The sequence below is a fragment of the Cupriavidus sp. DB3 genome (assembly GCF_020418465.1).
Taxonomy (GTDB): domain Bacteria; phylum Pseudomonadota; class Gammaproteobacteria; order Burkholderiales; family Burkholderiaceae; genus Cupriavidus; species Cupriavidus cauae.
This window is the reverse complement of sequence record NZ_JAIZPL010000006.1, coordinates 1-25,227: the sequence shown is the minus strand read 5'-3', so window position 1 is coordinate 25,227 and position 25,227 is coordinate 1. Positions and strand designations below refer to the sequence as shown.

Sequence of the window (25,227 nt, the reverse complement as noted above, 5' to 3'; positions counted from 1 at the left end):
CGAGGGCCGGGGAAAGGGAGAGGTCCGAATGCCGATCAGCCCTGACCGCCCTCGCCCTCGGCCCGCTTGCCGCGCTTGAGCCAGGCGGCGAGATTATGCGGACGCAGCGTGTCGTATTCCTCGAACGGCTGATGGATCCAGGGATTGGTCGGCAGGAAGCTGACGTGGTAGTCCGGCTTGACCTTCGAACAGGCCTTGTACCACAGCACCGCCGAACGGACCTCGGTCACCGCGGGGTAACGCTCCTGCAGATGGCGCCCGACGCGTTCGAGCGTCACGCCCGAGTCGACCAGATCGTCGACCAGCAGGATGCGGCCGCTCAGCTCGCCGCGCGTCATCGTGATGTACTGCGCGATATCGAGATCGCCCTGCACCGTGCCGGCCGCCTCGCGGTAGCTGCTGGTGGCCAGGATGGCCAGCGGCACGTCGAAGATGCGCGACATCTGGTCGCCGACGCGCAGGCCGCCACGCGCGAGACACAGGATCTTGTCGAAACGCCAGCCCGACTCGTGCACGTTCAGTGACAGGCGGGCAATCAGCCGGTGGTATTCGTCCCACGAGATCCACAGGTTCTCGTCATCGTTCTGAGGCAGGGTCATCGCTTGCTCTTCGTTGCTGCTTTGTTATGGGGTCTTCCCGTGCGGGGGATACAGTAAGGCCCGCTTGCGCGGGCCGGATTTCCATCGATCGCCGCGGCGGGGCCGCGGCTGCGTCGGATCAGATCACCGAATCAGATCAGATACGGATGGCGCAGCAGAATGGTCTCGTCGCGGTCCGGACCGGTCGAGATCATGTCGATCGGAATGCCGACCACTTCCTCGATGCGCTTCAGGTACTGGCGCGCGGCCTCGGGCAGCGCATCCCAGCTCTTGATGCCGAAGGTCGATTCGTTCCAGCCGGGGAAGTCCTCGTAGATCGGCTCGCAGCGCGCCACGGCGTCGGAGCCGCGCGGCAGCATGTCGATCTGCTTGCCGTCCAGCATGTAGCCGACGCACAGGCGGATCGTGTCGAGACCGTCGAGCACGTCCAGCTTGGTCATGCACAGGCCCGACACGCCGTTGATCTGCACCGAGCGCTTCAGCGCGGCGGCGTCGAGCCAGCCGGTGCGGCGCGGACGGCCGGTCACCGAACCGAACTCCTTGCCGACATTGGCCAGGCGCACGCCGACCGGGTCCTGGCGGCGCGGGTTGTCGTTGTCGTACAGCTCGCTGGGGAACGGGCCCGAACCGACGCGGGTGCAATACGCCTTGGTGATGCCCAGGATGTAGTGCAGGCGGCCGGGACCCACGCCGGCGCCCGCGGTGGCGGCGCCCGCCACGCAGTTGCTCGAGGTCACGAACGGATAGGTGCCGTGATCGACGTCGAGCAGCGTGCCCTGCGCGCCCTCGAACATCAGGTTCTGGCCGGCGGCGTTGACCGCGTACAGCTCGGCCGACACGTCGGCGACCATCGGCGCCAGGCGCGGCGCATAGGCCAGCGCCTCGTCCAGCGTCTGCTGGAAGTCCACGGCCTCGGCGCCCAGGTACTGGGTCAGCATGAAGTTGTGGAAGTCGAGGTTCTCGCGCAGGCGCTCGGCGAATTGCTGCGGATCGAACAGGTCCTGCACGCGCAGCGCGCGGCGGGCCACCTTGTCCTCGTAGGCCGGGCCGATGCCGCGGCCGGTGGTGCCGATCTTGCCGGCGCCGCGGCGCGTCTCGCGCGCGCGATCGATCGCGACGTGGTACGGCAGGATCAGCGTGGCCGCTTCGGAGATGCGCAGGCGGTTCTGCACCTGCAGGCCGGCCCCTTCCAGTTCCTCGATCTCGCGGAACAGCGCCTCGGGCGACAGCACCACGCCGTTGCCGATATAGCAGACGGTGCCTTCGCGCATGATCCCCGACGGGATCAGCCGCAGAATCGTTTTCTTGCCGCCGATGATCAGGGTGTGGCCGGCGTTGTGGCCACCCTGAAACCGCACCACGCCCTTTGCATGATCGGTAAGCCAATCGACGATTTTTCCTTTGCCTTCGTCACCCCACTGGGTGCCGATCACGACGACGTTGCGTCCCTGGCTTACTGCTGAAGCGGACATGTTGAACTGGTCAGAAGGTTAAAAACGTATTCTACTCTTGTTGCGGGCCGATCCCCGATTTTGCAGGGAGAACCGCTCAGTCCGGCGAACCGGCGCTCAGCGCGGCACCACCACCCAGCGGCCGCCGTCGCGCACCAGCTGGCGGTCGCAATTGAACTCGTCAAGCTCGTGCGTGTGGCCCGGCAACGACTGGATCACGATCTCGCCGCCCTCGCGCAGCGCCGCGATCGCGGTGCGCAGCGCGGGATCGGCGTCCCACGGCGCGAAGATCGCCAGCGCGCGGACCTCGACCGGCGACAGCGCCGCGACCTCGCGCAGGTCCAGCGAAAAGCCGGTGGCCGGACGCGCGCGGCCGAAGGCCTCGCCCACCTTGTCGTAGCGGCCGCCGCGGGCAACGTGGTTGGGCAGGCCCGCCACGTAGGCCGCGAACATGACTCCACTGTGATAGTGGTAACCGCGCAGATCGGCAAGGTCGATGTTGACCGTGGCATCGCGCACCTCGCCGGCCAGGAAGGCCAGCTCGTCCAGGGCGCGGCCGATGGCCGGGCTGGCGGGCAGCACCGCGCGGGCCCGCTCGATCACCTCGGGGCCGCCATACAGCGTGGGCAGCGCCAGCAGCGCGTCGCGCTCGACCTGGGGGAAACCGGCGGTCAGCTCGCGCAAGGCCGGCACATCCTTGTTCTCCAGCGCGTCGAACAGGACCTGTTCGTTGCTGCGCGCGGGCGGCAGGCCGTCGAGCAGCGCCCCGACGATGCCGGCATGGCACAGGTCCAGCCGCACCTCGCCCAGCCCCGCCGACTGCAGCGCGGCCAGCATCAGGTTCTGGATCTCGACGTCGGCCTCGAGGCCGGCATGGCCGTAGATCTCGGCGCCGACCTGGATCGGCTCGCGCGTCGCGTGAAAGCCCGCCGGGCGCGCGTGCAGCACGTTGCCGGCGTAGCACAGCCGCGTCACGCCGGGCCGGTTCAGCAGGTGGGCGTCGATACGGGCCACCTGCGGCGTGATATCGGCGCGCAGGCCCATGGTGCGGCCCGACAGCTGGTCGACCAGCTTGAAGGTGCGCAGGTCCAGGTCGTGGCCGGTGCCGGTCAGCAGCGACTCGATGTATTCCAGCAGCGGCGGCATCACCAGCTCGTAGCCGTAGGTGCGGAACAGATCGAGCATGCGGCGGCGCAGCTCCTCGATCTTGCGGGCCTCCGACGGCAGCACGTCGGCGATGTTCTCGGGCAGGAGCCAGTGGTTGGACATGGTGCTTCTCTGATTCGTGTGGGTCGCGGGCCGGGCGCGGACGGCTCGCACAAAAAGGATCGGTCAGCGGACGGCATCGATGGCGCACCGTCCCGCGGGCGAACAAAACCCCGGCAAGCCGGGGTTCGGGCACAGCGGACTGCCGCACTGTCGCGCGATCGCGCTATCGCGCCATCGCACCCGCGGAGGCCGGCACGCTCGCTAGCGCCGGGTCGCCGTCTGCGCGCCGCCCGACGAGCGCATGTAGCGGAAGAACTCGGAGTCCGGCTCCAGCACCAGCACGTCGCGCTTGTCGCGGAAGGTGTTGCGATAGGCTTCCATGCTGCGCCAGAACTGCGCGAACTGCGGATCGCGCCCGAACGCCTCGGCGTAGATCTGCGAAGCGCGGGCATCGCCCTCGCCCTTGATCTTCTGCGCCTCGCGATAGGCCTCGGCGAGCACCACCTCGCGCTGGCGGTCGGCGTCGGCGCGGATCTTCTCGCCCTCGGCCGCGCCGGTCGAGCGCAGCTCGTTGGCGACGCGCTTGCGCTCGGCTTCCATCCGGCGATAGACCGACTCGCTGATCGCCGGCAACAGGTCGACGCGCTTGAGGCGCACGTCGAGAATCTCGACGCCGACCGACTTGCCGTACTCGGTCATGCTGTTGCGGATGTTCTGCATGACCTGCTCGCGTTCGCCCGCCACCACTTCGGCGACGGTGCGGCGGCCGAACTCCTCGCGCGCGGCGGCGTCGATCCGCTGCGTCATGCGGTCCTGCGCGCCGCGCAGGTTGCCGCCGAAGGCGACGAAGAAATTGCGCGGATCGGTGATTCGCCATTTGACGAACCAGTCCACCATCATGCTTTTCTTCTCGGCCGTCAGGAAACGCTCGCCGGCGGCCACGTCGATGGTCTGCAGGCGGCGGTCCATGAAGACCACGTTCTGCAGCGGCGGCGGCAGCTTGAAATGCAGGCCGGGGTCGCGCACGACCTGCTTGATCTCGCCGAAGGCGAACACCACGGCGTACTGCCGCTGGTCGACCACGAACACCATCGAGGAGGCAATCGCCAACACGATGAAGAGGCCGATGGCATAGGAAATCAGTCGGTTCATCTGGGTTCTCTCCTCAACGGGAATCGCGATCGCGATTGCGCAGCGCTTCGCGCGACCGCGTATCGGCGCTGGCGTCCGGTACCGGCGCCGGCGTGGCCGGCGGCGGCACCGCACCCGCCCCGCGGGGATCGGCCTGCGACTGCGCCATCAGCTTGTCGAGCGGCAGGTAGAGGAGATTGTTGCCCTGGCTCGTATCGACCAGGACCTTGCTGGTATTGGCGTAGATCTGCTGCATCGTTTCCAGATAGATGCGGTCGCGCGTGACCTGCGGCGCCTTGGCGTACTCGGATTGCACCTGGCGGAAGCGCGAGGCATCGCCCTCGGCCTGCGCGATCGCGCGGGCCTTGTAGGCCTGCGCCTCTTCGGCCAGGCGCGCGGCGGTACCCTGGGCGCGCGGAATCACGTCGTTGGCGTAGGCCTGGCCTTCGCTGATGGCGCGCTCGCGGTCCTGGCTGGCCTTGTTGACGTCGTCGAAGGCGGCCTGCACCTGCTCGGGCGGCTGCACGCTCTGCACGTTCACCGAGATCACGCGGATGCCGGTCTTGTACGCCGACAGGATCGCCTGGATCGACTTGGCCAGGCCCTGCGCGATCTGCTCGCGGTTCTCGTACAGCACCGAATCCATCTTGTTGCGGCCGACGATCTCGCGCACCGAGGTCTCGGCGGCCTGGGTCACCAGCTCCTCGTCGCCGCCGCGGTCGGTCTTGTTGAAGAACAGGAATTCGGTCGCGTCCTGGATGTCGTACTGCACCGTGAAGCGGACGTCGATGATGTTCTCGTCCTGCGTCAGCATCGACGAGTCCTTCAGATTGCTGTCCTTGATCGAGGTCGAACGGCCGACCTCGACAGAACGCACCGCCGACAGGTTGACGATCTCGGCCGACTGGATCGGCCACGGCATGCGCCAGTTGATACCGGGGCCCGTGGTGTACTTGAACTTGCCGAACTGCAGCACCACCGCGGTCTGGCCTTCCTGCACCATGAAGAAGCCGCTGGCCAGCCAGATCGCGATCACCGCGACCGCGATCACGCCGGCGCCGATGCCCGAACCCTTGCCGGGCGTGCGCGTGCCGCCGCCGAAGTTCTGGTTGTTGTTGCCGCCGCCGTTGTCCTTGCGGCCCAGCAGGCTGTTCAGGCGACGATTGAAGTCGCGCCACAGCTCGTCGAGGTCCGGCGGACCGTCCTGCGGGCGCTGGTTCTGACGGCCGTTGTCGCGTCCGCCGTCGCGCCCATCCTTGTCCTCGTCGTCCTTGTCGCCACGGCCCCAGCGGGGATCGTTCAGCGAAAGAATCGCGCGCAGACGCTGCCAGCTGCTCGGCCGACGGGCGCCTCGGGCAAGGCTTGTATCAGAGGTCCGGGAGAACTGGGGCATGTAGGGCACGGTTCCGGGAAAGTTGTAACGAGGGGATTCTAGCAGTCATCGACGCCACTTTTGTTCATTTGATGCCGGAGGCGGCGCCTGACGCCGCCCGCATCAGTCGGCGCCGCGATCGGGAAGGCGGCGAGGGGCCGGTGCTTCGGGGGTCGAATCGGGGTCGGAATCGAGAGCCGAAGCCCGGTCGGACGCCGGACCGGAATCGGCGTCCGAAGCGGGATCGGCGTCCCGGGCAACGGTATCCGCCTCGGCGTTGCGATCGGCAAACCCGACGCCGTCGCCTCCGTCCGCGCCATCGGCACCATCAGCGCCATCGCCCTCCCACTGGCGGCGTTCGTGCAGATCCTGCAGCCGCGGATCGGCGGCTTCCGGCGCGGCGGGCCGCTCCGCCAGCCAGCGCGCGGCCTCGACGATCGCATCGCGCAGGCCGTCCAGCCCGATGCCGTCGCGCGCGCTGATGAAGACCCGCACCGGCACGCCGTCCTCATTGCGTTCGATGCGCGGGCCATGCTCGAGCAGTTCGGGCGCCGCGTCGATCTTGTTCATCACGACGATCTGCGGAATGTCGGCCGCATCGATCTCGGCCAGTACCCGATTGACCTGTTCGATCTGCTCGTGGCGCACCGGGCTGGCGGCATCGACCACATGCAGCAGCAGATCGGCATGCACGGTTTCCTCGAGCGTGGCGCGGAACGCCGCCACCAGCTGGGTCGGCAGGTCGCGGATGAAGCCGACCGTATCGGACAGCACCACATTGCCCAGGCCGTCCAGATAGAGCCGGCGCGAGGTCGTATCGAGCGTCGCGAACAACTGGTCGGCGGCATAGGCACGGGCCTTGGTCAGCGCGTTGAACAGCGTCGACTTGCCCGCGTTGGTATAGCCGACCAGCGAAATGCTCAGCGTCTCGTTGCGCGCGCGGGCACGGCGCTGCGTGCTGTGCTGGCGCTGCAGCCGCGACAGATCCGTCTTGAGCCGCTTGGCGCGGTCGTCCAGCATGCGGCGGTCCAGTTCGAGCTGACGCTCGCCGGGGCCGCCGCGCATGCCGATACCGCCCTTCTGCCGCTCCAGGTGGCTCCAGGCGCGAACCAGCCGCGAGGCGCGGTATTGCACCTGGGCAAGTTCGACCTGCACCTTGCCGACATGGCTCTGCGCGCGCTGGCCGAAGATATCGAGAATCAGGCCCGTGCGGTCGATCACGTGCCGGTTCAGGAAGCGTTCGAGATTGCGCTGCTGCGCGGGACTCAACGCGTGGTTGAACACCACCACGTCGGCATCGAGCGCGTCGGCCGCTTCCTTCAGTTCCTCGGCCTTGCCCGAGCCGATGAACAGCGCCGGGTCCGGACGCGAACGCTTGCCGGTCAGGGTATGCACCGGCGTGGAACCGGCGGTGGACGTCAGCAACGCCAGCTCGCTCAGGCTCTCTTCGAAATCGTGCTTGCCGAAATCGACGCCGACGAGAATGGCGCGGGTGGGTTCGGAGGGGGAAGTGGCTCTAGGTTGCAAGCTTGGGGCGCACAGCGGCGCGGGAAAAAACCGGGATCAGAAACAGGAAGGCGCGCTCCGCAAAACGCGACGATACAAAGAACGATGCCGCGCCAGCACCGGATGGCGCTGGCGCGGCGTCGGAGCGTGATTGCCGCGCATGCGCGCGGCCGGAAATGCGAGCGGCGTCGGAATCAGCCTTCCGCGGAGTCGTCGACGCGGAAATTGACCGCGCGCGCGGGAACGACAGTGGAAATCGCATGCTTGTAGACCATCTGCGTCACCGTGTTACGCAGCAGGACGACATATTGGTCGAAGGATTCGATATTACCTTGCAGCTTGATGCCATTGACGAGGTAGATGGAAACCGGCACGTGCTCCTTGCGCAGCGCGTTCAGGAACGGGTCTTGTAGCAATTGCCCTTTGTTGCTCATGGCACACTCCAAATTTATAGATTTAGTGATCAATGATGGGGATCGATATCCCCGGTTTCAAGTCGGACGACGCAAGATCGCGTCAAAAAAAATCAAAACGGTACCAGGCCGGCATCAACCAGCGGGGGCTCCCGCTAGTGTGAATTTAGCCGCAGTTCCAAACGAACGCAAACGAAACTTCGGCGCCACAGACGGGGCTGCGGCGCCCCCATCTGGCCGCCTTTTCCGACTCAATCCTTCGAGTCCTTGTATGGGTTTTTGTTCGTACGAAATTCGATTCGAAGCGGTGTGCCCTTCAGGTTGAAGGCCGCGCGGAAACGCCCTTCCAGGAAACGCCGATAGGTCTCGGGCACCGCGTTCAGCGAATTGCCGTGCACGACGATGATCGGCGGATTGGAACCGCCCTGGTGCGCGTAGCGCATCTTGGGGCGAGTCGCACCGACGCGGCGCGGCTGCTGGAACTCCACCGCATCGTGCAGCACGCGCGTGAGCTTGGGCGTCGGCATCTTGATCATCGCCGCGGCGTACGCGTCGTCGACCGAGCGCAGCAGCGGGCCGATGCCGCTGCGCTCGCGGGCAGAGATGAAATGGAAATTGGCGAAATCCAGGAACTGCAGCTTGCGCTGCAGATCGTGCTTGATCCGGTCACGGGTATGGCCGTCCAGCCCGTCCCATTTATTGACGCCGACCACCAGTGCGCGCCCCGACTCGACGATGAAGCCGGCGATATGCGCGTCCTGCTCGGAGACGTCCTGCTGGGCGTCGAGCAGCAGCACCACCACGTTGGCATCGGCAATCGACTGCAGCGTCTTGACGACCGAGAACTTCTCGATCGCCTCGAACACCTTGCCCCGCTTGCGCAGGCCCGCGGTATCGATCAGCGTATAAGGCTTGCCGCCGCGCTCGAACTCGACATAGATCGCATCGCGCGTGGTGCCCGGCATGTCGAAGGCGATCACGCGCTCCTCGCCGATCAGCGTATTGACCAGCGTGGACTTGCCCACGTTGGGGCGGCCCACGATCGCGATCTTGATGCCGCGCGTGTTCTGATCCTCGGGCTCGGCCAGCTCGGGACGCTGCTCGACCGCGGCCTCCAGCGCCTCCTCGACCAGTTCGCGCACGCCGTCGCCGTGGGTGGCCGAGATCGCATAGGGGTCGCCCATGCCGAGCTCGTAGAAGTCGGCCGCGACCGCGGTGTACTTCATGCCCTCGGCCTTGTTGACGGCCAGCATCACGCGGCGTCCGGTCTTGCGCAGATAGTCGGCGATGACCAGGTCCTGCGGCGCCAGGCCCAGGCGGCCGTCGACGATGAAGATGACGACGTCGGCCTCGACCACGGCCTGCCGGGTCTGCTTGGCCATTTCGGCGACGATGCCTTCCTTGGCCACCGGTTCGAAGCCGCCGGTATCGATGACGATGTACGGACGGTCGGCGCCGCGCCCCTCGCCGTAGTGGCGGTCGCGGGTCAGGCCCGGCAGGTCCGCGACGAGCGCGTCGCGCGAGCGGGTCAGGCGGTTGAATAACGTCGACTTGCCCACATTGGGGCGGCCGACGAGTGCGATCACTGGTTTCATGCAAATCGTGGAGGGCCACGCCGGGCGCGGTGCGCCAGGCATGCCTCCGAAGAATCAGGTTGGTCCGACAGCCTGGCGCAACGCGCCGGGCCGGCAATCCTGTCGGGTGAAATCAAGCCGCGGGCCACTGGCCCGCATGACGCATGTGGCCGGCACCGCCATCGCGGCGGGCCGGCCATGCTGTCGGGTCCCGGCGGTCGCGCGCACCGACAGGTGAGCGCGCGGTCGCCGGTGGGACGCCCGTGGTGGCGGCCGTCCCTGTTTGGGTCAGCGCTTCAATCCGGAATATAGCCGTAGACGTCGCCCCCTCGGGTCTGCACCACCAGGGTCTGGCCCGCCACCACCGGTGCGGCGGTGATCGGGCTGCTGCCGGCCCGCACGCGCGCGACGAACTTGCCGTCCTCGCGCGACAGGAAATGCAGGTAGCCCTCGAAGTCGCCGATCACCACCGAGCGGCCCAGCGCCAGCGGCATGCCAAGCGGCCGGTTGCGCAGCTGCTCGTTGCGCCAGCGCTCGTTGCCGTTCTGGCGATCGAAGGCATACACCACCGAATGCTCGTTGGCGGCGAACAGCGACACGTCGTCCTGGGTCGGGCCGACCGGCGACGAGAAGTCCTTGCCCCACTGCGGCTGGCCATTGGCGAGCTCCAGGCAGGCGATGCGGCCCTGGAAGGTGGTCGCGCAGACCTGGCGGCCGTTGATCATCGGCAGGCCCGTCACGTCGTTGAGCCGCTCGATCTCGGACACGCCCTTCGGATACGAGATCGTGCTCTCCCACCGCAGCACGCCGTTGGACGGTGCCAGCACGCCCAGCTTGCCGCCGGGAAAGCCCATCACGATGCCGTCGCCGGCGAACACCATGCCCATCGCGGCGCGCAGGTTCAGCGGCGTCTGCGCGCGCTGGTAGATCCAGCGGCGTTCGCCGGTCTGTGCATCGAGGCCCAGCACGCGCGTATCGGTAGTGCGCACCACCACGAGGTCGTGGCCAACCAGCGGCGAGGACAGGATCTCGCCATTGATCTGCTTCTTCCACAACTGCTTGCCGCTGGCGTCGAAGGCGAACACCACGCCCTTCTCGCCGGCGACCGCGGTCACATTGCCGTCGCTGCCGGGGCCGGTGGTCAGGTCGACGTCGGTGTCGACCTTCCACAGCGTGCGGCCGCTGGTGCCGTCGAGCGCCATCACGTCGCCGCCGTGCGACGACACATAGACCTTGTCGCCGACCGCGACCGGCTGCAGCGAATACGGGCCGCTCTTGCCGACGCTGGCGCGCCAGGCCTCCTTGACCGTCAGCGTCTGCGTGACCGGCTGCAGCTGGGCCGGCGGATTCTTGTCGGCCTTGCCGAACAGCGAGCAGCCAGCCAGGGCGGTGGCACAGGCAACGACGAGCGCCTGGGTCAAGCGAACAGGGCGAAAGATCCGGGCAGCGCCGTTAGGCATCGACATCATCTGGTTGCGTTCCTGAAAAAAGGTGGGAAGCGAAGTGGGAGCGGGTCGGGCAAATTCGCTGGCATTCGATGCACCGACCGGGCCGGCGCATCGACTGCAGCATCCTCGCTTATGCGGTGCCCAGGGCGTCCAGCTTGAACTGGATGATCTGGCGCATGCCGGCCTCGTCGACGCCGAGCTTGTCGAGCGCCTGGCGGTAGGCCGCGCGCGCCTCGTCACGCTTGTCCTGCGCCGCCAGCAGGTCGCCGCGGCGATCCGCATACAGCGCGACGAACGGGCTCGGCGGCTCGGCCTTGAGCAGCGCCAGCCCCTGGTCGTAGGCCTTCTCGTCGAGCAGCACGCCGGCCAGGCGGATACGCGCGAGGTGCTGGTACTCACCGTCGCCATGATCGACCGCCCATTGCAGCTGGCTCTTGGCGCCGGCCAGATCGCCGGCCTCGTACAACACCTTGGCGGCGACCAGCGCCGTCATCTGGCCATAGGCCGTCTTGCCGTACTTGTCCTCGAGGTCGCCGGCCGCGCGCTTGGTACGCTCGACATCGCGCGCCTCGGCGGCCTTCAGCACCTGCTCGTACAGCACCGCGGCCTCGCCGGCCTGCTTGCGCTGCCACCAGTTCCAGCCATTCCAGGCCGCGAAGGCCAGCAGGCAGGCAATCAGCAGCCAGGTCAGGAAGTTGCCGTACTGGCGCCACCATGCCTTGATGTTTTCAAGCTGTTCCTGCTCTTCCAGATCGTAAGCCATCTCGTGGTTTCAACCGCGTTGGTTTGTCGTCAGGCAAGCGCGCATCGTGCAGCGCGCCTGCGTCATCATTGAAGGTCTTCGCCGGACTCGCCACCCATGCCGGCGACCATCGATTCGACCAGATAGTCGACCAGGTCCTCGGCGGGCACCGTGGCCTGCTGGCCGTTGTTCTCGGTTTGCCCGTCCGCCGCCCGCAGGGCCTTGACCTGCACCACGCCGGCGGCCAGTTCATCCTCGCCAATGATAACGGCATGGGAAGCCCCGCTCGCGTCGGCGCGCTTCATCTGCGATTTGAAGCTGCCGCTCTTGCCATCCGCGGTGGCGTGCACGACCACATCGAAACCGGCATCGCGCATGCGCTCCGCCGCGATCATCGCCTGCTGCGCCGCGGCCTCGCCCTGGTGCACGACATAGACGTCGCACGCGTCGGCCTGGCGTGCCAGCCCTTCCTCGCGCATCAGTTCGATGATCCGCTCGATCCCCATCGCCCAGCCGCAGGCCGGCGCCGACTTGCCGCCCATCTGCGCGATCAGCGGATCGTAGCGGCCGCCGCCGGCGATGGTGCCCTGCGCGCCGAGCTTGTCGGTGATCCACTCGAACACGGTCAGGTTGTAGTAGTCCAGCCCGCGCACCAGGCGCGGATTGATCGTGAACGGAATATTGTTGGCCTTCAGCAGACGCTGAACGCCCTCGAAGTGAGCCAGCGAGGCCTCGCCGAGGAAGTCGATCAGCTTGGGCGCGTTCGCCGCCATCTCCTGCAGCGCGGGATTCTTGGTGTCGAGCACGCGCAGCGGGTTGGTGTACAGGCGCCGCTTGCCGTCCTCGTCCAGGATGTCCTGGAAGCCTTCCAGATACTTGATCAGTTCCTGGCGATGGGCCGCGCGCTCGTCGGCCTGGCCCAGCGAATTGATCTCCAGCCGCACACCGGTCAGGCCCAGGTCGTCCCACAGGCGCTGGCACATCAGGATGATCTCGGCGTCGACATCCGGACCGGCAAAGCCGAGCGCCTCGGCGCCGAGCTGGTGGAACTGGCGATAGCGGCCGCGCTGCGGGCGCTCGTGGCGGAACATCGGGCCGGTGTACCACAGGCGCTTGGGACCGTCGTACAGCAGGTTGTGCTCGATGGTGGCGCGCACCACCGCCGCCGTGCCCTCGGGACGCAGCGTCAGTTGCTCGCCGTTCAGCGAATCGGTGAAGGAATACATCTCCTTCTCGACGATGTCGGTGACCTCGCCGATGCCGCGCACGAACAGCTGGGTCGGCTCGACGATCGGCGTGCGGATCTGCTGGTAGCCGTAGGCGCGCAGCATCGCGCGGGCCGCCTGGTCGAACTGCTCCCACAGCGGGGCGTCGGCGGGCAGCATGTCGTTCATGCCCTTGACGCCCTGCAGTGCGCGGGCCTTGCCCTGGTTCTGGGCGGCGCCGTTGGACGGCGCCGGATTCTCGGATGCGTTCATGGTTGTCATTCTGTTGCTGGGTCGCGGGCGGTCCGTTGCCGGTCAGCGGCCGATCTGTCGCCGATCACCGGCCCACATTGGCCGCCGTGCTGCCCTTCCCGTAGTGCGTGCGCACATATTCGTCGACCATCGCCTGGAACTCCTCGGCAATCCGCTCGCCGCGCAGCGTCTTCACCTTGACGCCGTCGACGAACACCGGCGCCGCCGGCGATTCGCCGGAGCCCGGCAGCGAGATGCCGATATTCGCGTGCTTGCTCTCGCCCGGGCCGTTGACGATGCAGCCCATCACGGCCACGTCCATTTCCTCGACGCCGGGATACTCGGTCTTCCATACCGGCATCTGCGCGCGCAGGTACGACTGGATGCTGGCGGCCAGTTCCTGGAACACCGTGCTGGTGGTGCGGCCGCAGCCCGGGCACGCGATCACCATCGGCGTGAAGTTGCGCAGGCCCATGGTCTGCAGGATCTCCTGCGCGACATGCACTTCCTTGTCGCGCGACGCGCCCGGCTCCGGCGTCAGCGAGATGCGGATCGTGTCGCCGATGCCTTCCTGCAGCAGCACCGACAGCGCCGCCGTCGAGGCGACGATGCCCTTGCTGCCCATGCCCGCCTCGGTCAGGCCGAGATGCAGCGGATAGTCGCAGCGGCGCGCCAGCTCGCGGTAGACCGCGATCAGCTCCTGCACCTGCGACACCTTGCACGACAGGATGATCTGGTCGCCCGGCAGGCCGATTTCCTCGGCGCGCCGCGCGGAGTCGATCGCCGACGTGATCAGCGCCTCGATCATCACGCTCTGCGCCGGCCACGGTTCGGCGCGCTGGCCGTTCTCGTCCATGATGCGCGCCAGCAGATCCTGATCCAGGCTGCCCCAGTTGACGCCGATGCGCACCGGCTTGCCGTGCCGGCATGCCATCTCGATCATCTGCGCGAACTGCGTGTCGCGCTTGGCGCCCTGGCCGACGTTGCCCGGGTTGATGCGGTACTTCGACAGCGCCTGCGCGCAGGCCGGATGATCCTGCAGCAGCTTGTGGCCGTTGTAGTGGAAGTCGCCGACCAGCGGCACGTCGATGCCCATCCGATCGAGCTGGTCGCGGATGGCCGGCACCGCCGCAGCGGCTTCGGGCGTATTGACCGTGATGCGGACGATCTCCGAGCCGGCGCGCGCCAGTTCCTTGATCTGGATCGCGGTGCCGACCGCATCGACGGTGTCGGTATTGGTCATCGACTGCACGCGCACCGGCGCGTCGCCGCCGATCGTCACCACGTTGTCGCCCCAGACCACGCGCGCCTGCCGGGTGCGGCGGCGCGGCAGCGATCCGGGCAGTACGGGCAGACAGGCCTGTGCGTTCATGGGGTTACCTCGTTGCATTGGCGTGCGGTCGACGAATGGAAACGATCGGGGACCGACGGATAAATCAGGGCAGCGTCAGGCGCGCCACGTTGTTGCGGTTGGCCGCCTGCAGATCGACCGGCTCGCCGTTGCGGGTCATCGCCGCGACGCCCTTGACGTTGCCGATCACGACCTTGTACGGCGCCGTGCCGCCGCCGGCGACCTCATCGCCCGCCTTGGCGGTGCCGCCCAGCACGACCTTGCCGCTGGCGTCGCGAACCTCATACCAGGTCGGGGCGCTGAAACGCAGCTGCAGTTCGCCGAAGGCCGACGCAGCCGTGGCTGCTGCGGCGGCAGGCGCTGCCGCTGCTGCCGTGGCAGCCGACTCATTGGACGCGACCGGCGCACCGGTCACCGGAGCCAGCGGGGTCGCCAGCGTGGCGGATGCACTGGCGGCGCCGCCGGTGGCGCCTTCCGCGCCGCTCATCGCGCCCGGTGCCTCGCTGGCGGCGCCCCCCATCACATGCGGCAGCACCGCGGTCACGGTGCCCGAGGTGCCCGATTCGGTCTCGACCGCCGTTTCCGCGCCGGATTGCGTGAACTGCTGCTCGCGTGCATCGAGCCATTGCTTGACATGGTCGACGCCGAACAGGGCGCCGGCACAGACCACGGCCGCGACCAGCGCGAGCCAGACCCAGCGCCCGCCGGTACCCGACGTGCCGCTGCTGCGAAAGCGCCGGCGGTCGTCGAAGCTCGCGTTGAGGCTGCCCTGGCGGCGGATCGCCACCTCGGGCGCCGGCGGCGCGGCCTGGGCATGGAAACGGGCCAGCAAGGCGTCGATGTCGACCTGCAGCAGGCGCGCGTAGGCGCGCATCAGACCCTTTGCGAACGTCAGATCGGGCAAGGCGTCGACATTGCCGGACTCGATCGCATCGACCTTCTGCGCCGGCACCTTCAGCCGCGCACCGACGTCGTGTATCGACAGCCCCTGGGCCGCGCGTGCCTTCGCCAGGCTCGCGCCGATCTCCTGTGCGACCGCGTTGGCGCTGCCGCTCGCATTGGTCGAGACGGCCTGGCCCTCGGCGCGCTCGTGCTCATTCATCCCGTGCTCCTTGTTGGTATGCGCTTTCCCGCGAGTCCGGGAAGCGCTTATGTAATTGCGCCAGCAATGCCTGCTGTGCGGCCGCGTCTCCCTCGCGGTGCGCAATGCGCGCGCCCAGCCAAAGCGATGCCGGAGTGGCGAAGCGTCCTGCATTGACCTGCGCCACCTCGGCGCGGGCCCGCGGCAGATCGCCTTGTTTCCAATACAGCAGCCCGAGTTGCGTGTGCGCGGCGGCCCGGGTCGCGGCGTCCGCGGAATCCGCGGCGGCCGTCGTGTCCGGCCGGGCCAGCGCCGAGGTCAGGCTGCGGTGCGCCGACTCCAGATCGCCCTGGCGCAGCTGGCAGGCGCCCAGGCTGGTCAGCATCCTGGCTGCACCGCCGGACGAAGAAGCCGTCACCGCGGCCGTCACCGCGCGCTGCAGCTGGGCCAGGCCTTCGGCGTAGCGCCCCTGCTCGCACAGCAGCCAGCCATAGTTGTTCAGCAGATCGCCGTCGTCCTGGCGGCGCGAGAGGGCGGCACGAAAGCTCTGCTCGGCCTCGGCGGGCCGCCGCAGCGCCATCTGCGCCAGCGCCTGGACGTGATAGGCATCGGTCAGGGCCGGATCGAGCGCGATCGCCTGCCGGGCCTCATCGAGCGCGATCGCGCCCTGGCCGGCCTGCAGATATTGCGTGGCCAGCTGCAGCCGCAGCGCGGCGCGCTCGCGCGCATCCGCCGGTGTCGGGCTGGCGTCCCGTGCCTGCGGCGCCTGTTGTCCCGGGGTGGCCCGGGTGCCGGATGTGCCCGTCGACTGGCACGCCGTCAGCAGTGCCAGCCCGGCCAGAACCACGGCGGGCAGACCGGCAGGCAGACGCCTCATGCAGATCGCGCCTCCCCGCCCGGCGCCGCCACTACCGGCGGAATCTTGCCGAAGCGGCCGCGCTCGGCAAGCCGGGTGCGATCCTGCACGCGGCCCTCGGCGGCGAGCTGGCCGCAGGCGGCGTCGATATCGTCGCCGCGCGTCTTGCGGATCGTCGTCACGATGCCGGCGTCCATCAGCACCTGGGCGAAACGCCGGATCTGCTCGTTGTTCGAGCGCTTGAGCCCCGATTCGGGGAAGGGATTGAACGGAATCAGGTTGAACTTGCATGGCACGTCGGCCACCAGCTTCAACAATTCCCGCGCATGCTCGACGCCGTCGTTGACGCCGTCCAGCATGCAGTATTCGAAGGTGATGAAGTCGCGCGGGGCGAACTCCAGATAGCGGCGGCAGGCCGCCATCAGCTCGGCCAGCGGGTACTTGCGGTTCAGCGGCACCAGCCCGTCGCGCAAGGCATCGTTCGATGCGTGCAGCGACACCGCCAGCGCGACCGGCAGGTCCTTGGCCAGGCGATCCATCATCGGCACCACGCCGGACGTGGACAGCGTGACCCGGCGGCGCGACAGCCCGTAGGCGTTGTCGTCAAGCATCAGCCGCATCGCCGGCACGACCTGGTCGTAGTTCAGCAGCGGCTCCCCCATGCCCATCATCACCACGTTCGAGATCACGCGATCGTCCTTCGGACCGCGCCCCAGCTGGGTGCGCATCGCGAATTCGGCCATCCACAGCTGGCCGATGATCTCGCCGGTGGTCAGATTGCGCGAGAAGCCCTGCTTGCCGGTCGAACAAAACCGGCAATTGACCGCGCAGCCGGCCTGCGAGGAAACGCACAGCGTGCCGCGCGTTTCCTCGGGAATGTAGACCGTTTCGACCGCATTGCCGTTGCCCACGTCGAGCAGCCACTTGCGCGTGCCGTCCGCCGACACGTGGTCGGTGATCACGGACGGCGCGCGGATTTCGGCGCGCGTGGCCAGCTTCTGGCGCAGCGACTTGGCCAGGTCCGACATCTCGTCGAACTGGCTGGCGCCGAACTGGTGGATCCAGCGCTGCAGCTGCCGCGCGCGAAACGGCTTCTCGCCGAGCTCGCCGCAATACGTGGCGAGCCCGTCCGCATCCAGATCGAGCAGGTTGACGAGAGCGTTCATGACGGCAGCGGGGGCTTCGGGTAGCAGTCTAGTGTCCGGGTTCAGGCCAGACAATCAGCGCGAGTAAACGTTCATGCCGGGGAAGAAGAACGACACTTCGACGGCCGCGGTTTCCGGCGCGTCGGAGCCGTGCACGGCGTTGGCGTCGATGCTGTCGGCGAAATCGGCGCGGATCGTGCCCTTCTCGGCCTTCTTCGGATCGGTGGCGCCCATCAGCTCACGGTTCTTGGCGATCGCGTTCTCGCCTTCCAGGACCTGGATCATCACGGGGCCCGAGATCATGAAGTCGACCAGATCCTTGAAGAACGGACGCTCCTTGTGCACGGCGTAGAACTGCTCGGCTTCGCCGCGCGACAGGTGCGCCATCTTGGCGGCCACGATCTTCAGGCCGGCGGCCTCGAAACGGGCGTAGATCTGACCGATGACGTTCTTGGCCACGGCATCCGGCTTGATAATCGACAGGGTGCGTTCGATCGCCATAAAAACTCCGAAAAATGAAGGGGTTACCAAATTGGGAAACACAAGATTCTAGCACGAGACCCCAATCGTTTCGAGAGCCGGCGGCGGCGAAACGATCGGGGCGGCGTCCGGCAGATTATCGCGGCGCACGGTCGCCGCGATATGGGACAAAGGGACGGGAACACCGGGCCGGCCGGCCGATCCAAGGCAACGTAAGCGCCTCATCCGTTCCTCGACGGTTTCGCGATTTTTAGTGCTTGATAAATCACTCTGCACTTGCAATCGTGCAAGGACGATGCCACATTGGCGAGGTGTCCGCCGGCGCTTCCGGCACCGCCCTTTGAATGAGGAGTCATCATGAACGACAAGCTGAATACCTATGGTTTCGGCAATGCCGGCGCGACGGCGGGAGCCGTCACCGTCCGCAATCGGGTCCTGCGCAATACCTATTGGCTGCTGGCGCTGTCGATGGTGCCGACCGTGCTCGGCGCCTGGATCGGCGTGGCGACGGGCTTCAGCTTCATGGCCGCCAGCCCGGGCCTGTCGCTGATCCTGTTCCTCGCGATCGCCTTCGGCTTCTTCTTCGCGATCGAGAAGACCAAGAACAGCGCCATGGGGGTCGTGCTGCTGCTGGCCTTCACCTTCTTCATGGGCCTGATGCTGTCGCGGATCATCGGCTCGGTGCTGCAGTTCTCGAACGGACCGGCGCTGATCATGTATGCGTTCGGTGGCACCGCGGCGGTCTTTGCCACGATGGCGACCGTCGCCACGGTCAGCAAGCGCGATTTCTCCGGCCTGGGCAAGTTCCTGTTCGTCGGCGTGATCCTGCTGATCCTGGCCAGCGTGGCCAACATCTGGCTGCAGCTGCCCTCGCTGATGATCACCGTCTCGGTGATCGCGATCGGCATCTTCTCGGCCTACATGCTGTACGACGTGCAGCGCGTGGTGAACGGCGGCGAGACCAACTACATCACGGCGACGCTGGCGATCTACCTGGACGTCTACAACGTCTTCGTCAACCTGCTGGCGCTGCTGGGCATCTTCGGCGGCAGCCGCGAATAAGCGACCGCCTCACCGCCATGACGAAGGGCCGGCAATGCCGGCCCTTTTTTATTGCCCCACGCGGTTGCCCTGTCGCTGGCCCCGGGCCGGCGGTTCGGGCCGATGGTCCCGGCCAATCTCGCCGCCCATCGCTCGCCCCCATCGCCCGCCCCCATCGCCCCGGACAACCGCCCCGGAGGATCGCCCGATCAGGCCCGCTCGAACACCGCGATCGACTCCACGTGCGAGGTGTGCGGGAACATGTTGACCACGCCGGCGCCGCGCAGCCGGTAGCCGGCCTCGTGCACCAGCAGGCCGGCGTCGCGCGCCAGCGTCGCCGGATTGCATGACACATAGACGATACGGCCCGGCAGCACGTCGCTGCCAGCCTGCGCCAGCTCGGCCAGCGCCTTGCTGACGGCCAGCGCGCCTTCCCGCGGCGGATCGACCAGCCAGCGGTCGAAACGGCCCAGCGCCGAAATGTCCTCGGCGCTGACCTCGAACAGGTTGCGGCAGGCAAAGCCGACCTTGTGCGCCAGCCCGTTGTATTCGGCGTTGGCCAGCGCCCGCGCCGTCAGCGCCTCGCTGCCCTCGATGCCCATCACCTCCCGCCCCTGCGTCGCCAGTGGCAGCGTGAAATTGCCGATGCCGCAGAAGAGGTCCAGCAGCCGGTCGCCCGGCTGGGCGTCGAGCAGCCGCAGGGCCCGCTTGATCAGCACGCGGTTGATCTGATGGTTGACCTGGGTGAAATCGGTCGGCTTGAACGGCATGCGGATGCCGAATTCCGGCAGCGTATAGGCCAGTTCACGATCGAGCGGATAGAACGGCACCACCGTATCCGGGCCCTTGGGCTGCAGCCAGAACTGCACGTTGTGGCGGTCGGCGAAGGCCCGCAGCAGGTCGCGGTCGGCATCGTTCAGCGGCTCGAGGATCCGCAGCACCAGCGCGGTGACATCCTGACCGACGGCCAGCTCGATCTGCGGCATGCGGTCGCGGATCGACAGCCCGGCGACCAGCTCGCGCAGCGGCACCAGCATCGCCGACACATGCGGCGGCAGCACCTCGCACGACGTCATGTCGGCGACATAGCTGCTCTTGCGCTCGTGAAAACCGACCAGCACCCCGCCCTTCTTGACCACGTGGCGCACCGTCAGGCGGGCGCGGTAGCGATAGCCCCAATCCGGTCCGGCAATCGGCCGGAACACCATCTCGGGCCGTATCTTGGCGAGGTGCCACAGGTTGTCTTCCAGCACGCGCTGCTTGATCGCGAGCTGGGCGCGCGCGTCGAGGTGCTGCATCGAACAGCCGCCGCAGACGCCGAAATTCGGGCAACCGGGCTGCACCCGCATTACCGACGGTTCACGGACCTCGACCAGATGCGCCTGCTCGTAGCTGGGCTTGCGCCGATAGCTCTGGTAGGCCACCGTTTCGCCCGGCAGCGCACCCTCGACGAAGATCACCTTGCCCGGCGTCCCGTCCTCGTTGACCAGCCGTCCCACGCCGCGCGCCTCCATGTCGAGGCTGTCGATCTTCACGGTCGGATGGGCCTGGGCCTCGGCGCCGGCGGCCGATGCGGCGGCGCCGCCACGCTTGCGGTTGGGAGCGGGCGAGGCGGCCGGTTGCTGCACCGGCTCAGGGGCGGATTGCGGGGAAGACACGGCTTGAGACACCAGCGGGACCTGACGTATTGTTTTGCGAAAGCGCGATTGTAGACCAGTCGCCGCGATCGGAACCGGCACGAACGGAACGGCAGCGATGCCGCCATCGTGCGCAGAACCGCCCCGGCGGAGGCAAGCGATGGAACTGATCAGTTGGAACATCCAGTGGGGACGCGGCTGCGACGGCGAGGTCGATCTCGCCCGCACCGTATCGACGCTGCGGGCGCTCGCCGACTTCGACGTGCTGTGCCTGCAGGAGGTGACACGCGGCTTCGGCGAGATGCCGGGCAACCCGGGCGCGGACCAGGTGGCCGAGCTTGCCGCGCTGCTGCCCGGCTACCATCTGCTGTTCGCGCCAGGCGTCGACCGTTTCGGGCCCGATGGCGTGCCGCGCCAGTTCGGCAACGTGATCGCGACGCGCCTGCCGGTATGCGAGGTATTCCGCCATGCGCTGCCGTGGCCCGCCGATCCGACCGTCGCATCGATGCCGCGCGTTGCGCTGGAAGCGACCGTGATCGCCGGCACCCAACGGCTGCGCATCATCTGCACGCATCTGGAGTATTACTCGGCCCTGCAACGCAACGCACAGGCCGAAGCGTTGCGCGCCTGGCATGCCGAGGCCTGCGGGCATGCGGCAAGGCCGGGACCGGCGGAACAGCGCTTCGGCCCGTTCACGCCCGAGGCACGTCCACCCAGCGCCATCCTGTGCGGCGACTTCAACAGCAAACCCGGTGACACCGCCTACCTGCGCCTGACCGCGCCCTTCGACGACGGCACGCCGGCGTGGCGCGATGCCTGGCTGCATCTGCATCCGGGCCGGCCGCACGCGCCGACCTGCGCGCTCTACGACAAGGCGCAGTGGGACGAGCCGCCCTTCGCTTGCGACTTCATGCTGGTGACCGAGGATCTACTGGAACGGGTGGTTCGTTGCGAGGTCGACGGCAGCACGCAGGCATCGGACCACCAGCCGGTGCTCCTGTCGCTGCGGGACTTTGAATAAGGGACAACCGGGAGCAACGCGGAGACGAACCGAGGGGCAAGAAACTGGCGGCGACGCGACTGTTCAGTCGATGTCTTCGTCGTCGGCCACGCGGCTGGACGGCTGCAGCTGGAAGGCGCGCAGATATTCCATCCATTGCGGCCCGGGCAGTTCCGCCAGCGATTCCTGCACCAGTTCGACCTCGGCATCGAACTCGCGTGGCGTCAGGCCGCCGCGCATCATCTGGAAGCGGCAGTACATCAGATACGTGTTGACGACGTCGGTCTCGCAATAGGCCCGGATCGCGCCGATCTGCCCCTGCTGGAACGCTTCCCACACCTTGCTGCCGTCCATCCCCATCTTGCCGGGGAAGCCGCACAGCTTGGCGAGGTCGTCCAGCGGGGCGCTGGCACGCGGCTGGTACATCGCCAGCAGATCCATCAGATCCAGATGCCGCATGTGGTAGCGGCTGATGTAGTTGTTCCACTTGAAGTCGCGGCTGTCGTCGTCGCGGCCCTCGCCCATTTCCCAATAGCGGGGCGCGGTGACGCCGTGGACCAGCCCGCGATAGTGCAGCACCGGCAGGTCGAAGCCGCCGCCGTTCCACGACACCAGTTGCGGACTGTAGCGCGCGATCAGTTCGTAGAAGCGCTGGATCAGCGTCGCTTCGCCATCGTCCTCGCTGCCGAGCGAGCCGACGTGGAACAGCGCGGTGCCGTCGCGCTGCGTGCGGCGCAGCACGCAGGAGATCGCGACCACGCGTTGCAGATGCAGGGGGAGAAAATCGCTGCCGGTCTTTTCGCGGCGGGCGGCGAAGGCCAGCTCCGCAACCTCGGCATCGGTGAGGCCCGGCGGATGGTCGTGCAGACGGCGCAGGCCGGCGACATCGGGAACCGTCTCGATGTCGAATACCAGCACAGGCGTCATAGAACCGCGTCCTTGCGCACCCCTTGCGAAGCGAAATGCCGCTTGAGCTTGACCAGCGCTTCCTGCTGGATCTGGCGCACGCGTTCGCGCGTCAGGCCCATTTCCTCGGCCAGCTCTTCCAGCGTGGCCGGCTCGATATGGTTCAGGCCGAAGCGGCGCTCGACGACATAGCGGTGCTTTTCGGACAGCCGCGCCAGCCACAGCTTCATCAGGTTCTCGAGCTCGCGGTGCGCAACCTCCTGATCCGGCGCGGCATTGTGTTCGTCCGACAGGAAGTCGAGCAGGCTCGAGCCTGGATCGAGATCGAACGGCGTATCGAGCGAGGTCGTGTGTTCGTTCAGTGCGAGGACGTCCTGCACTTCGTCGGGGGTCTTGCCGAGCAGATGCGCGATGTCCTCGAGACTGGCATCGCGTCCGTCGGTACCGCCCTTCTCCAGATGCCGCTTGGCGCGCAGCACCTGATTGAGTTCGCGGATCACGTGCACCGGCAGGCGGACCGTGCGCGCCTGGTTCATGATCGCGCGCTCGATGCTCTGGCGGATCCACCAGGTGGCATAGGTCGAGAAACGGAAGCCGCGCGAGGGATCGAACTTCTCGATCGCATGCATCAGGCCGAGGTTGCCCTCCTCGATCAGATCGAGCAGCGGCACGCCGCGATTCAGATAGCCCTTGGCGATGCTGACCACCAGCCGCAGGTTGCGCTCGATCATGACCTGACGCGCGGAGAAATCGCCGTCCTTGGCCAGCGTCGAGAAATGGAGTTCTTCGGGAGCCGACAGCAGCGGCTTGATGCTGATGCGGTTCAGATAGTGCTGAACGGTATCGGCGGCGAGTTCGGTATGCAGGGCGCTGCGGAATTCGTCCTGCTCGGTGGCGACCGCTTCGGTCGCGCCCTCTTCCTCGTCGCTCTCGCGCTCGCCTTCGTCATCGTCGCGCGCGACCGCGTCGCCGTCGTCGGCCATCAGATCGGTCTCGCGCAAACCGACCGAGCCCGCGCCGGGCGCGATCGGTTCGTCGGTCAGGGGAATCAGCTCGGCCGCCAGATCGTGATCGTAGCCATCGGCTTGACCGTCACGATGTGCCACACCAGAACGTGCTTCCGGTTGCTTGGCACGACGGGTGCGGCTGACGGTTCCGGAGGAGACTGTTTTCTGGCGTGGCATGAACCCTCACTGTGGCGGCAAATACCGCATCGGATCGACCGGTTTCCCGTTCCTGCGAACTTCGAAATGCAGTTTCACGCGATCGGCATCGGTATTGCCCATCTCTGCAATTTTCTGACCCCGGCGGACCGTTGCCTGTTCGGTCACGACGACCTTGTCGTTGTGGCCGTAGGCAGTAAGAAAAGTCTCGTTGTGTTTGATGATGACAAGATTCCCGTAGCCGCGCAAGGGGCCTACGTGAATCACCCGACCGTCGTCCGCGGCGAGCACCGCATCGCCGCGCTGACCGCTGATATCGATGCCCTTGTTGCCCTTTTCGTCGAAGCGTCCGAGCAGCGAACCGCGCGCGGGCCAGGCCAGCTGGATGTTGCCGTCGGCGGGCGCGCCGGGGATCGGCGCAGCGGCCGCGGGCGCCGACGCGGCCGAGGGCGCGGTCGCGCCCGGCGTGGTGGCCGGCGGCAGCCCCGCCTGCTCCAGCGGCTGGCCTTGGACCGCGGCAGGCGCGACCGGCATCGTCGCGACGCCGGTCGCCGCGTTGACGTCCGCGCCCGGCGGCACGATGCGCAGCAATTGGCCGACCTCGATCTGATTGGCGTTGACGATATTGTTCCAGGCCGCGACATCGCGATACGACTGGCCGTTCTCGAGGGCGATGCGATACAGCGTATCGCCGCGCTTGACCCGATAGTAGCCGGGGGGCGCGGGCTCGACCGGTGCGATCGTGGTCCCGGTACCGCCGGCGGTGCGGTCGATCACGGGCGCGGGCATCGGCGAGGAAGCGCAGGCGGCCAGCAGGGCTGCCAGCAGCGAGGCGGTGGCGAGCTGGCCCGCGCGGATAAGACGTTGCGAAGTCACGGTGTTGTGCATAGTTCGACTCAGGTGGTGCCCGATTTTAATGGCACAAAGAAAACGGCTTCAAGCGCGGTGCGGTGAAAGCGATGCCGGCTCCGGCGCTCGATCAGCAGCAGTTGCTGCGTCACGGCCTGCCCCTGCTTGTGCCCGTCCGCGCCGGCGGACGCGACCGCGACCGGCGCGATCAGCCTGCCGCCGACCTCCAGCTGCTCCAGAAGCGCCTCCGGCACCTCCATGCCGGCCGCGGCCAGGATGATCGAGGAGAACGGCGCGGCCTGCGGCAGGCCGAGCATGCCGTCGCCATAGTGCAGGCGCAGATTGGGCAGCCGCAGTGCCCGCAGGTTGGCCTTGGCCTGTTCGTGCAGCGGCCGGATCCGCTCGATCGAAAACACGTCGCGCGCGATCAGGCTCAGCACCGCGGCCTGATAGCCGCAACCGGTGCCGATCTCCAGCACGCGCTCGAGCGGCTGCGCGGGCGCCAGGCCATGGCGCAGCAGTTCGATCATGCGGGCCACCACCGACGGCTTGGAGATGGTCTGCTGATGGCCGATCGGCAGCGCCGCGTCCTCGTAGGCCTGCGAGGCCAGCCCCGGCTCCAGGAACAGATGGCGCGGCACCGTGGCGATCGCCTGCAGCACGCGCTCGTCGCGAATGCCGCCGCTGCGCAGCCGCGCGGCCAGCGCGGCGCGCGCGCGGTCCGAGGCCATGCCGCCGCCGCCCACGCTGGCCGCGATGGTGCGCGCCTGCACCGCGCTGCCCGGCGGCGCCGGCGCGGGCACCGGTGCGGCGGCG

General features: G+C 67.5%; 23 protein-coding genes. 2 read left to right on the top strand and 21 right to left on the bottom strand.

Annotation, left to right across the window (positions count from 1 at the left end):
- Nucleotides 1-35 precede the first annotated feature (35 nt).
- The 16 genes from K7G19_RS19335 to ndk all read right to left on the bottom strand — a co-directional run bounded on the left by K7G19_RS19335 (nucleotide 36) and on the right by ndk (nucleotide 17,836).
- Nucleotides 36-599, bottom strand: a complete 564-nt coding sequence (locus K7G19_RS19335; protein WP_006577131.1) for a phosphoribosyltransferase — start codon at nucleotides 597-599, stop codon at nucleotides 36-38.
- Between the two features lie 131 nt (nucleotides 600-730).
- Entirely contained in the window at nucleotides 731-2,071 is a 1,341-nt protein-coding gene (locus K7G19_RS19330; protein WP_149319155.1) for an adenylosuccinate synthase, read from the bottom strand.
- A gap of 96 nt (nucleotides 2,072-2,167) precedes the next feature.
- Nucleotides 2,168-3,319: an ATP phosphoribosyltransferase regulatory subunit gene (locus K7G19_RS19325; protein WP_226108662.1), complete on the bottom strand. Its 1,152-nt coding sequence runs from the start codon at nucleotides 3,317-3,319 to the stop codon at nucleotides 2,168-2,170.
- 201 nt (nucleotides 3,320-3,520) lie between these two features.
- Nucleotides 3,521-4,411: a protease modulator HflC gene (hflC, locus tag K7G19_RS19320; protein WP_149319157.1), complete on the bottom strand. Its 891-nt coding sequence runs from the start codon at nucleotides 4,409-4,411 to the stop codon at nucleotides 3,521-3,523.
- 13 nt (nucleotides 4,412-4,424) lie between these two features.
- On the bottom strand, nucleotides 4,425-5,783 hold the full coding sequence (gene hflK / locus K7G19_RS19315) for an FtsH protease activity modulator HflK (protein WP_149319158.1): 1,359 nt from the start codon (nucleotides 5,781-5,783) through the stop codon (nucleotides 4,425-4,427).
- 102 nt (nucleotides 5,784-5,885) lie between these two features.
- The gene (gene hflX / locus K7G19_RS19310) at nucleotides 5,886-7,289 is read right to left on the bottom strand and encodes a GTPase HflX (RefSeq protein ID WP_226108661.1); all 1,404 of its coding nucleotides are present in this window, start codon (nucleotides 7,287-7,289) and stop codon (nucleotides 5,886-5,888) included.
- Between the two features lie 173 nt (nucleotides 7,290-7,462).
- The gene (gene hfq, locus K7G19_RS19305; protein ID WP_006577126.1) at nucleotides 7,463-7,702 is read right to left on the bottom strand and encodes an RNA chaperone Hfq; all 240 of its coding nucleotides are present in this window, start codon (nucleotides 7,700-7,702) and stop codon (nucleotides 7,463-7,465) included.
- A gap of 230 nt (nucleotides 7,703-7,932) precedes the next feature.
- On the bottom strand, nucleotides 7,933-9,276 hold the full coding sequence (gene der / locus K7G19_RS19300) for a ribosome biogenesis GTPase Der (RefSeq protein WP_226108660.1): 1,344 nt from the start codon (nucleotides 9,274-9,276) through the stop codon (nucleotides 7,933-7,935).
- A gap of 275 nt (nucleotides 9,277-9,551) precedes the next feature.
- Nucleotides 9,552-10,721, bottom strand: a complete 1,170-nt coding sequence (gene bamB / locus K7G19_RS19295) for an outer membrane protein assembly factor BamB (protein ID WP_370639584.1) — start codon at nucleotides 10,719-10,721, stop codon at nucleotides 9,552-9,554.
- A gap of 112 nt (nucleotides 10,722-10,833) precedes the next feature.
- Entirely contained in the window at nucleotides 10,834-11,466 is a 633-nt protein-coding gene (locus tag K7G19_RS19290) for a tetratricopeptide repeat protein (protein WP_149319161.1), read from the bottom strand.
- A gap of 65 nt (nucleotides 11,467-11,531) precedes the next feature.
- Nucleotides 11,532-12,923 (bottom strand): histidine--tRNA ligase, encoded by a 1,392-nt coding sequence (gene hisS / locus K7G19_RS19285; protein ID WP_226108659.1) that lies wholly within the window; start codon nucleotides 12,921-12,923, stop codon nucleotides 11,532-11,534.
- 64 nt (nucleotides 12,924-12,987) lie between these two features.
- Nucleotides 12,988-14,274, bottom strand: a complete 1,287-nt coding sequence (gene ispG / locus K7G19_RS19280) for a flavodoxin-dependent (E)-4-hydroxy-3-methylbut-2-enyl-diphosphate synthase (protein WP_150084097.1) — start codon at nucleotides 14,272-14,274, stop codon at nucleotides 12,988-12,990.
- 64 nt (nucleotides 14,275-14,338) lie between these two features.
- Nucleotides 14,339-15,355: a RodZ domain-containing protein gene (locus K7G19_RS19275; protein WP_226108658.1), complete on the bottom strand. Its 1,017-nt coding sequence runs from the start codon at nucleotides 15,353-15,355 to the stop codon at nucleotides 14,339-14,341.
- Nucleotides 15,348-16,211, bottom strand: coding sequence for a tetratricopeptide repeat protein (locus K7G19_RS19270; RefSeq protein ID WP_226108657.1), 864 nt, complete (start codon nucleotides 16,209-16,211; stop codon nucleotides 15,348-15,350). Before K7G19_RS19270 ends, K7G19_RS19275 begins: the two co-directional genes overlap by 8 nt.
- Nucleotides 16,208-17,356, bottom strand: a complete 1,149-nt coding sequence (gene rlmN / locus K7G19_RS19265) for a 23S rRNA (adenine(2503)-C(2))-methyltransferase RlmN (RefSeq protein WP_149319165.1) — start codon at nucleotides 17,354-17,356, stop codon at nucleotides 16,208-16,210. The genes K7G19_RS19270 and rlmN overlap by 4 nt, the downstream gene beginning before the upstream one ends.
- Nucleotides 17,357-17,410: 54 nt before the next feature.
- Nucleotides 17,411-17,836, bottom strand: a complete 426-nt coding sequence (ndk, locus tag K7G19_RS19260) for a nucleoside-diphosphate kinase (protein WP_149319166.1) — start codon at nucleotides 17,834-17,836, stop codon at nucleotides 17,411-17,413.
- A gap of 336 nt (nucleotides 17,837-18,172) precedes the next feature.
- Here ndk and K7G19_RS19255 point away from each other — a divergent pair, with 336 nt between their 5' ends.
- Complete coding sequence (locus K7G19_RS19255) at nucleotides 18,173-18,877, top strand: Bax inhibitor-1/YccA family protein (protein WP_149319167.1); 705 nt, start codon at nucleotides 18,173-18,175, stop codon at nucleotides 18,875-18,877.
- Nucleotides 18,878-19,065: 188 nt separating this feature from the next.
- On the opposite strand, the gene rlmD is transcribed toward K7G19_RS19255, so the two are convergent.
- On the bottom strand, nucleotides 19,066-20,583 hold the full coding sequence (gene rlmD / locus K7G19_RS19250) for a 23S rRNA (uracil(1939)-C(5))-methyltransferase RlmD (RefSeq protein WP_370639583.1): 1,518 nt from the start codon (nucleotides 20,581-20,583) through the stop codon (nucleotides 19,066-19,068).
- Nucleotides 20,584-20,653: 70 nt separating this feature from the next.
- Between rlmD and K7G19_RS19245 the strand changes: the two genes are divergently transcribed.
- Complete coding sequence (locus K7G19_RS19245; protein ID WP_149319169.1) at nucleotides 20,654-21,514, top strand: endonuclease/exonuclease/phosphatase family protein; 861 nt, start codon at nucleotides 20,654-20,656, stop codon at nucleotides 21,512-21,514.
- Between the two features lie 63 nt (nucleotides 21,515-21,577).
- Here the strand turns inward: K7G19_RS19245 and K7G19_RS19240 are convergent, their stop codons facing one another.
- The 4 genes from K7G19_RS19240 to K7G19_RS19225 form a co-directional block, all read right to left on the bottom strand.
- The gene (locus K7G19_RS19240; protein ID WP_226108655.1) at nucleotides 21,578-22,420 is read right to left on the bottom strand and encodes a 3'-5' exonuclease; all 843 of its coding nucleotides are present in this window, start codon (nucleotides 22,418-22,420) and stop codon (nucleotides 21,578-21,580) included.
- Nucleotides 22,417-23,583, bottom strand: coding sequence for an RNA polymerase sigma factor RpoS (rpoS, locus tag K7G19_RS19235; protein ID WP_149319171.1), 1,167 nt, complete (start codon nucleotides 23,581-23,583; stop codon nucleotides 22,417-22,419). Before rpoS ends, K7G19_RS19240 begins: the two co-directional genes overlap by 4 nt.
- A gap of 6 nt (nucleotides 23,584-23,589) precedes the next feature.
- A complete protein-coding gene (locus K7G19_RS19230; protein WP_149319172.1) occupies nucleotides 23,590-24,450 on the bottom strand; it encodes a peptidoglycan DD-metalloendopeptidase family protein in 861 nt (286 codons plus the stop codon).
- Nucleotides 24,451-24,458: 8 nt separating this feature from the next.
- Nucleotides 24,459-25,227 (bottom strand): protein-L-isoaspartate(D-aspartate) O-methyltransferase (locus K7G19_RS19225; RefSeq protein WP_226108653.1); only part of this gene is annotated, 769 nt, incomplete at its 5' end.

What these genes read in the sequence shown, in the direction of transcription:
- der (WP_226108660.1), bottom strand. Translation starts at nt 9,276, where the DNA reads ATGAAACCAGTGATCGCACTCGTCGGCCGCCCCAATGTGGGCAAGTCG.
- K7G19_RS19325 (WP_226108662.1), bottom strand. Translation starts at nt 3,319, where the DNA reads ATGTCCAACCACTGGCTCCTGCCCGAGAACATCGCCGACGTGCTGCCG.
- hflK (WP_149319158.1), bottom strand. Translation starts at nt 5,783, where the DNA reads ATGCCCCAGTTCTCCCGGACCTCTGATACAAGCCTTGCCCGAGGCGCC.
- bamB (WP_370639584.1), bottom strand. Translation starts at nt 10,721, where the DNA reads ATGTCGATGCCTAACGGCGCTGCCCGGATCTTTCGCCCTGTTCGCTTG.
- rlmN (WP_149319165.1), bottom strand. Translation starts at nt 17,356, where the DNA reads ATGAACGCTCTCGTCAACCTGCTCGATCTGGATGCGGACGGGCTCGCC.
- K7G19_RS19255 (WP_149319167.1), top strand. Translation starts at nt 18,173, where the DNA reads ATGAACGACAAGCTGAATACCTATGGTTTCGGCAATGCCGGCGCGACG.
- hisS (WP_226108659.1), bottom strand. Translation starts at nt 12,923, where the DNA reads ATGAACGCATCCGAGAATCCGGCGCCGTCCAACGGCGCCGCCCAGAAC.
- K7G19_RS19230 (WP_149319172.1), bottom strand. Translation starts at nt 24,450, where the DNA reads ATGCACAACACCGTGACTTCGCAACGTCTTATCCGCGCGGGCCAGCTC.
- K7G19_RS19270 (WP_226108657.1), bottom strand. Translation starts at nt 16,211, where the DNA reads ATGAGGCGTCTGCCTGCCGGTCTGCCCGCCGTGGTTCTGGCCGGGCTG.
- ndk (WP_149319166.1), bottom strand. Translation starts at nt 17,836, where the DNA reads ATGGCGATCGAACGCACCCTGTCGATTATCAAGCCGGATGCCGTGGCC.
- K7G19_RS19290 (WP_149319161.1), bottom strand. Translation starts at nt 11,466, where the DNA reads ATGGCTTACGATCTGGAAGAGCAGGAACAGCTTGAAAACATCAAGGCA.
- K7G19_RS19240 (WP_226108655.1), bottom strand. Translation starts at nt 22,420, where the DNA reads ATGACGCCTGTGCTGGTATTCGACATCGAGACGGTTCCCGATGTCGCC.
- K7G19_RS19335 (WP_006577131.1), bottom strand. Translation starts at nt 599, where the DNA reads ATGACCCTGCCTCAGAACGATGACGAGAACCTGTGGATCTCGTGGGAC.
- hflC (WP_149319157.1), bottom strand. Translation starts at nt 4,411, where the DNA reads ATGAACCGACTGATTTCCTATGCCATCGGCCTCTTCATCGTGTTGGCG.
- K7G19_RS19245 (WP_149319169.1), top strand. Translation starts at nt 20,654, where the DNA reads ATGGAACTGATCAGTTGGAACATCCAGTGGGGACGCGGCTGCGACGGC.
- hfq (WP_006577126.1), bottom strand. Translation starts at nt 7,702, where the DNA reads ATGAGCAACAAAGGGCAATTGCTACAAGACCCGTTCCTGAACGCGCTG.
- K7G19_RS19275 (WP_226108658.1), bottom strand. Translation starts at nt 15,355, where the DNA reads ATGAATGAGCACGAGCGCGCCGAGGGCCAGGCCGTCTCGACCAATGCG.
- K7G19_RS19330 (WP_149319155.1), bottom strand. Translation starts at nt 2,071, where the DNA reads ATGTCCGCTTCAGCAGTAAGCCAGGGACGCAACGTCGTCGTGATCGGC.
- ispG (WP_150084097.1), bottom strand. Translation starts at nt 14,274, where the DNA reads ATGAACGCACAGGCCTGTCTGCCCGTACTGCCCGGATCGCTGCCGCGC.
- rpoS (WP_149319171.1), bottom strand. Translation starts at nt 23,583, where the DNA reads ATGCCACGCCAGAAAACAGTCTCCTCCGGAACCGTCAGCCGCACCCGT.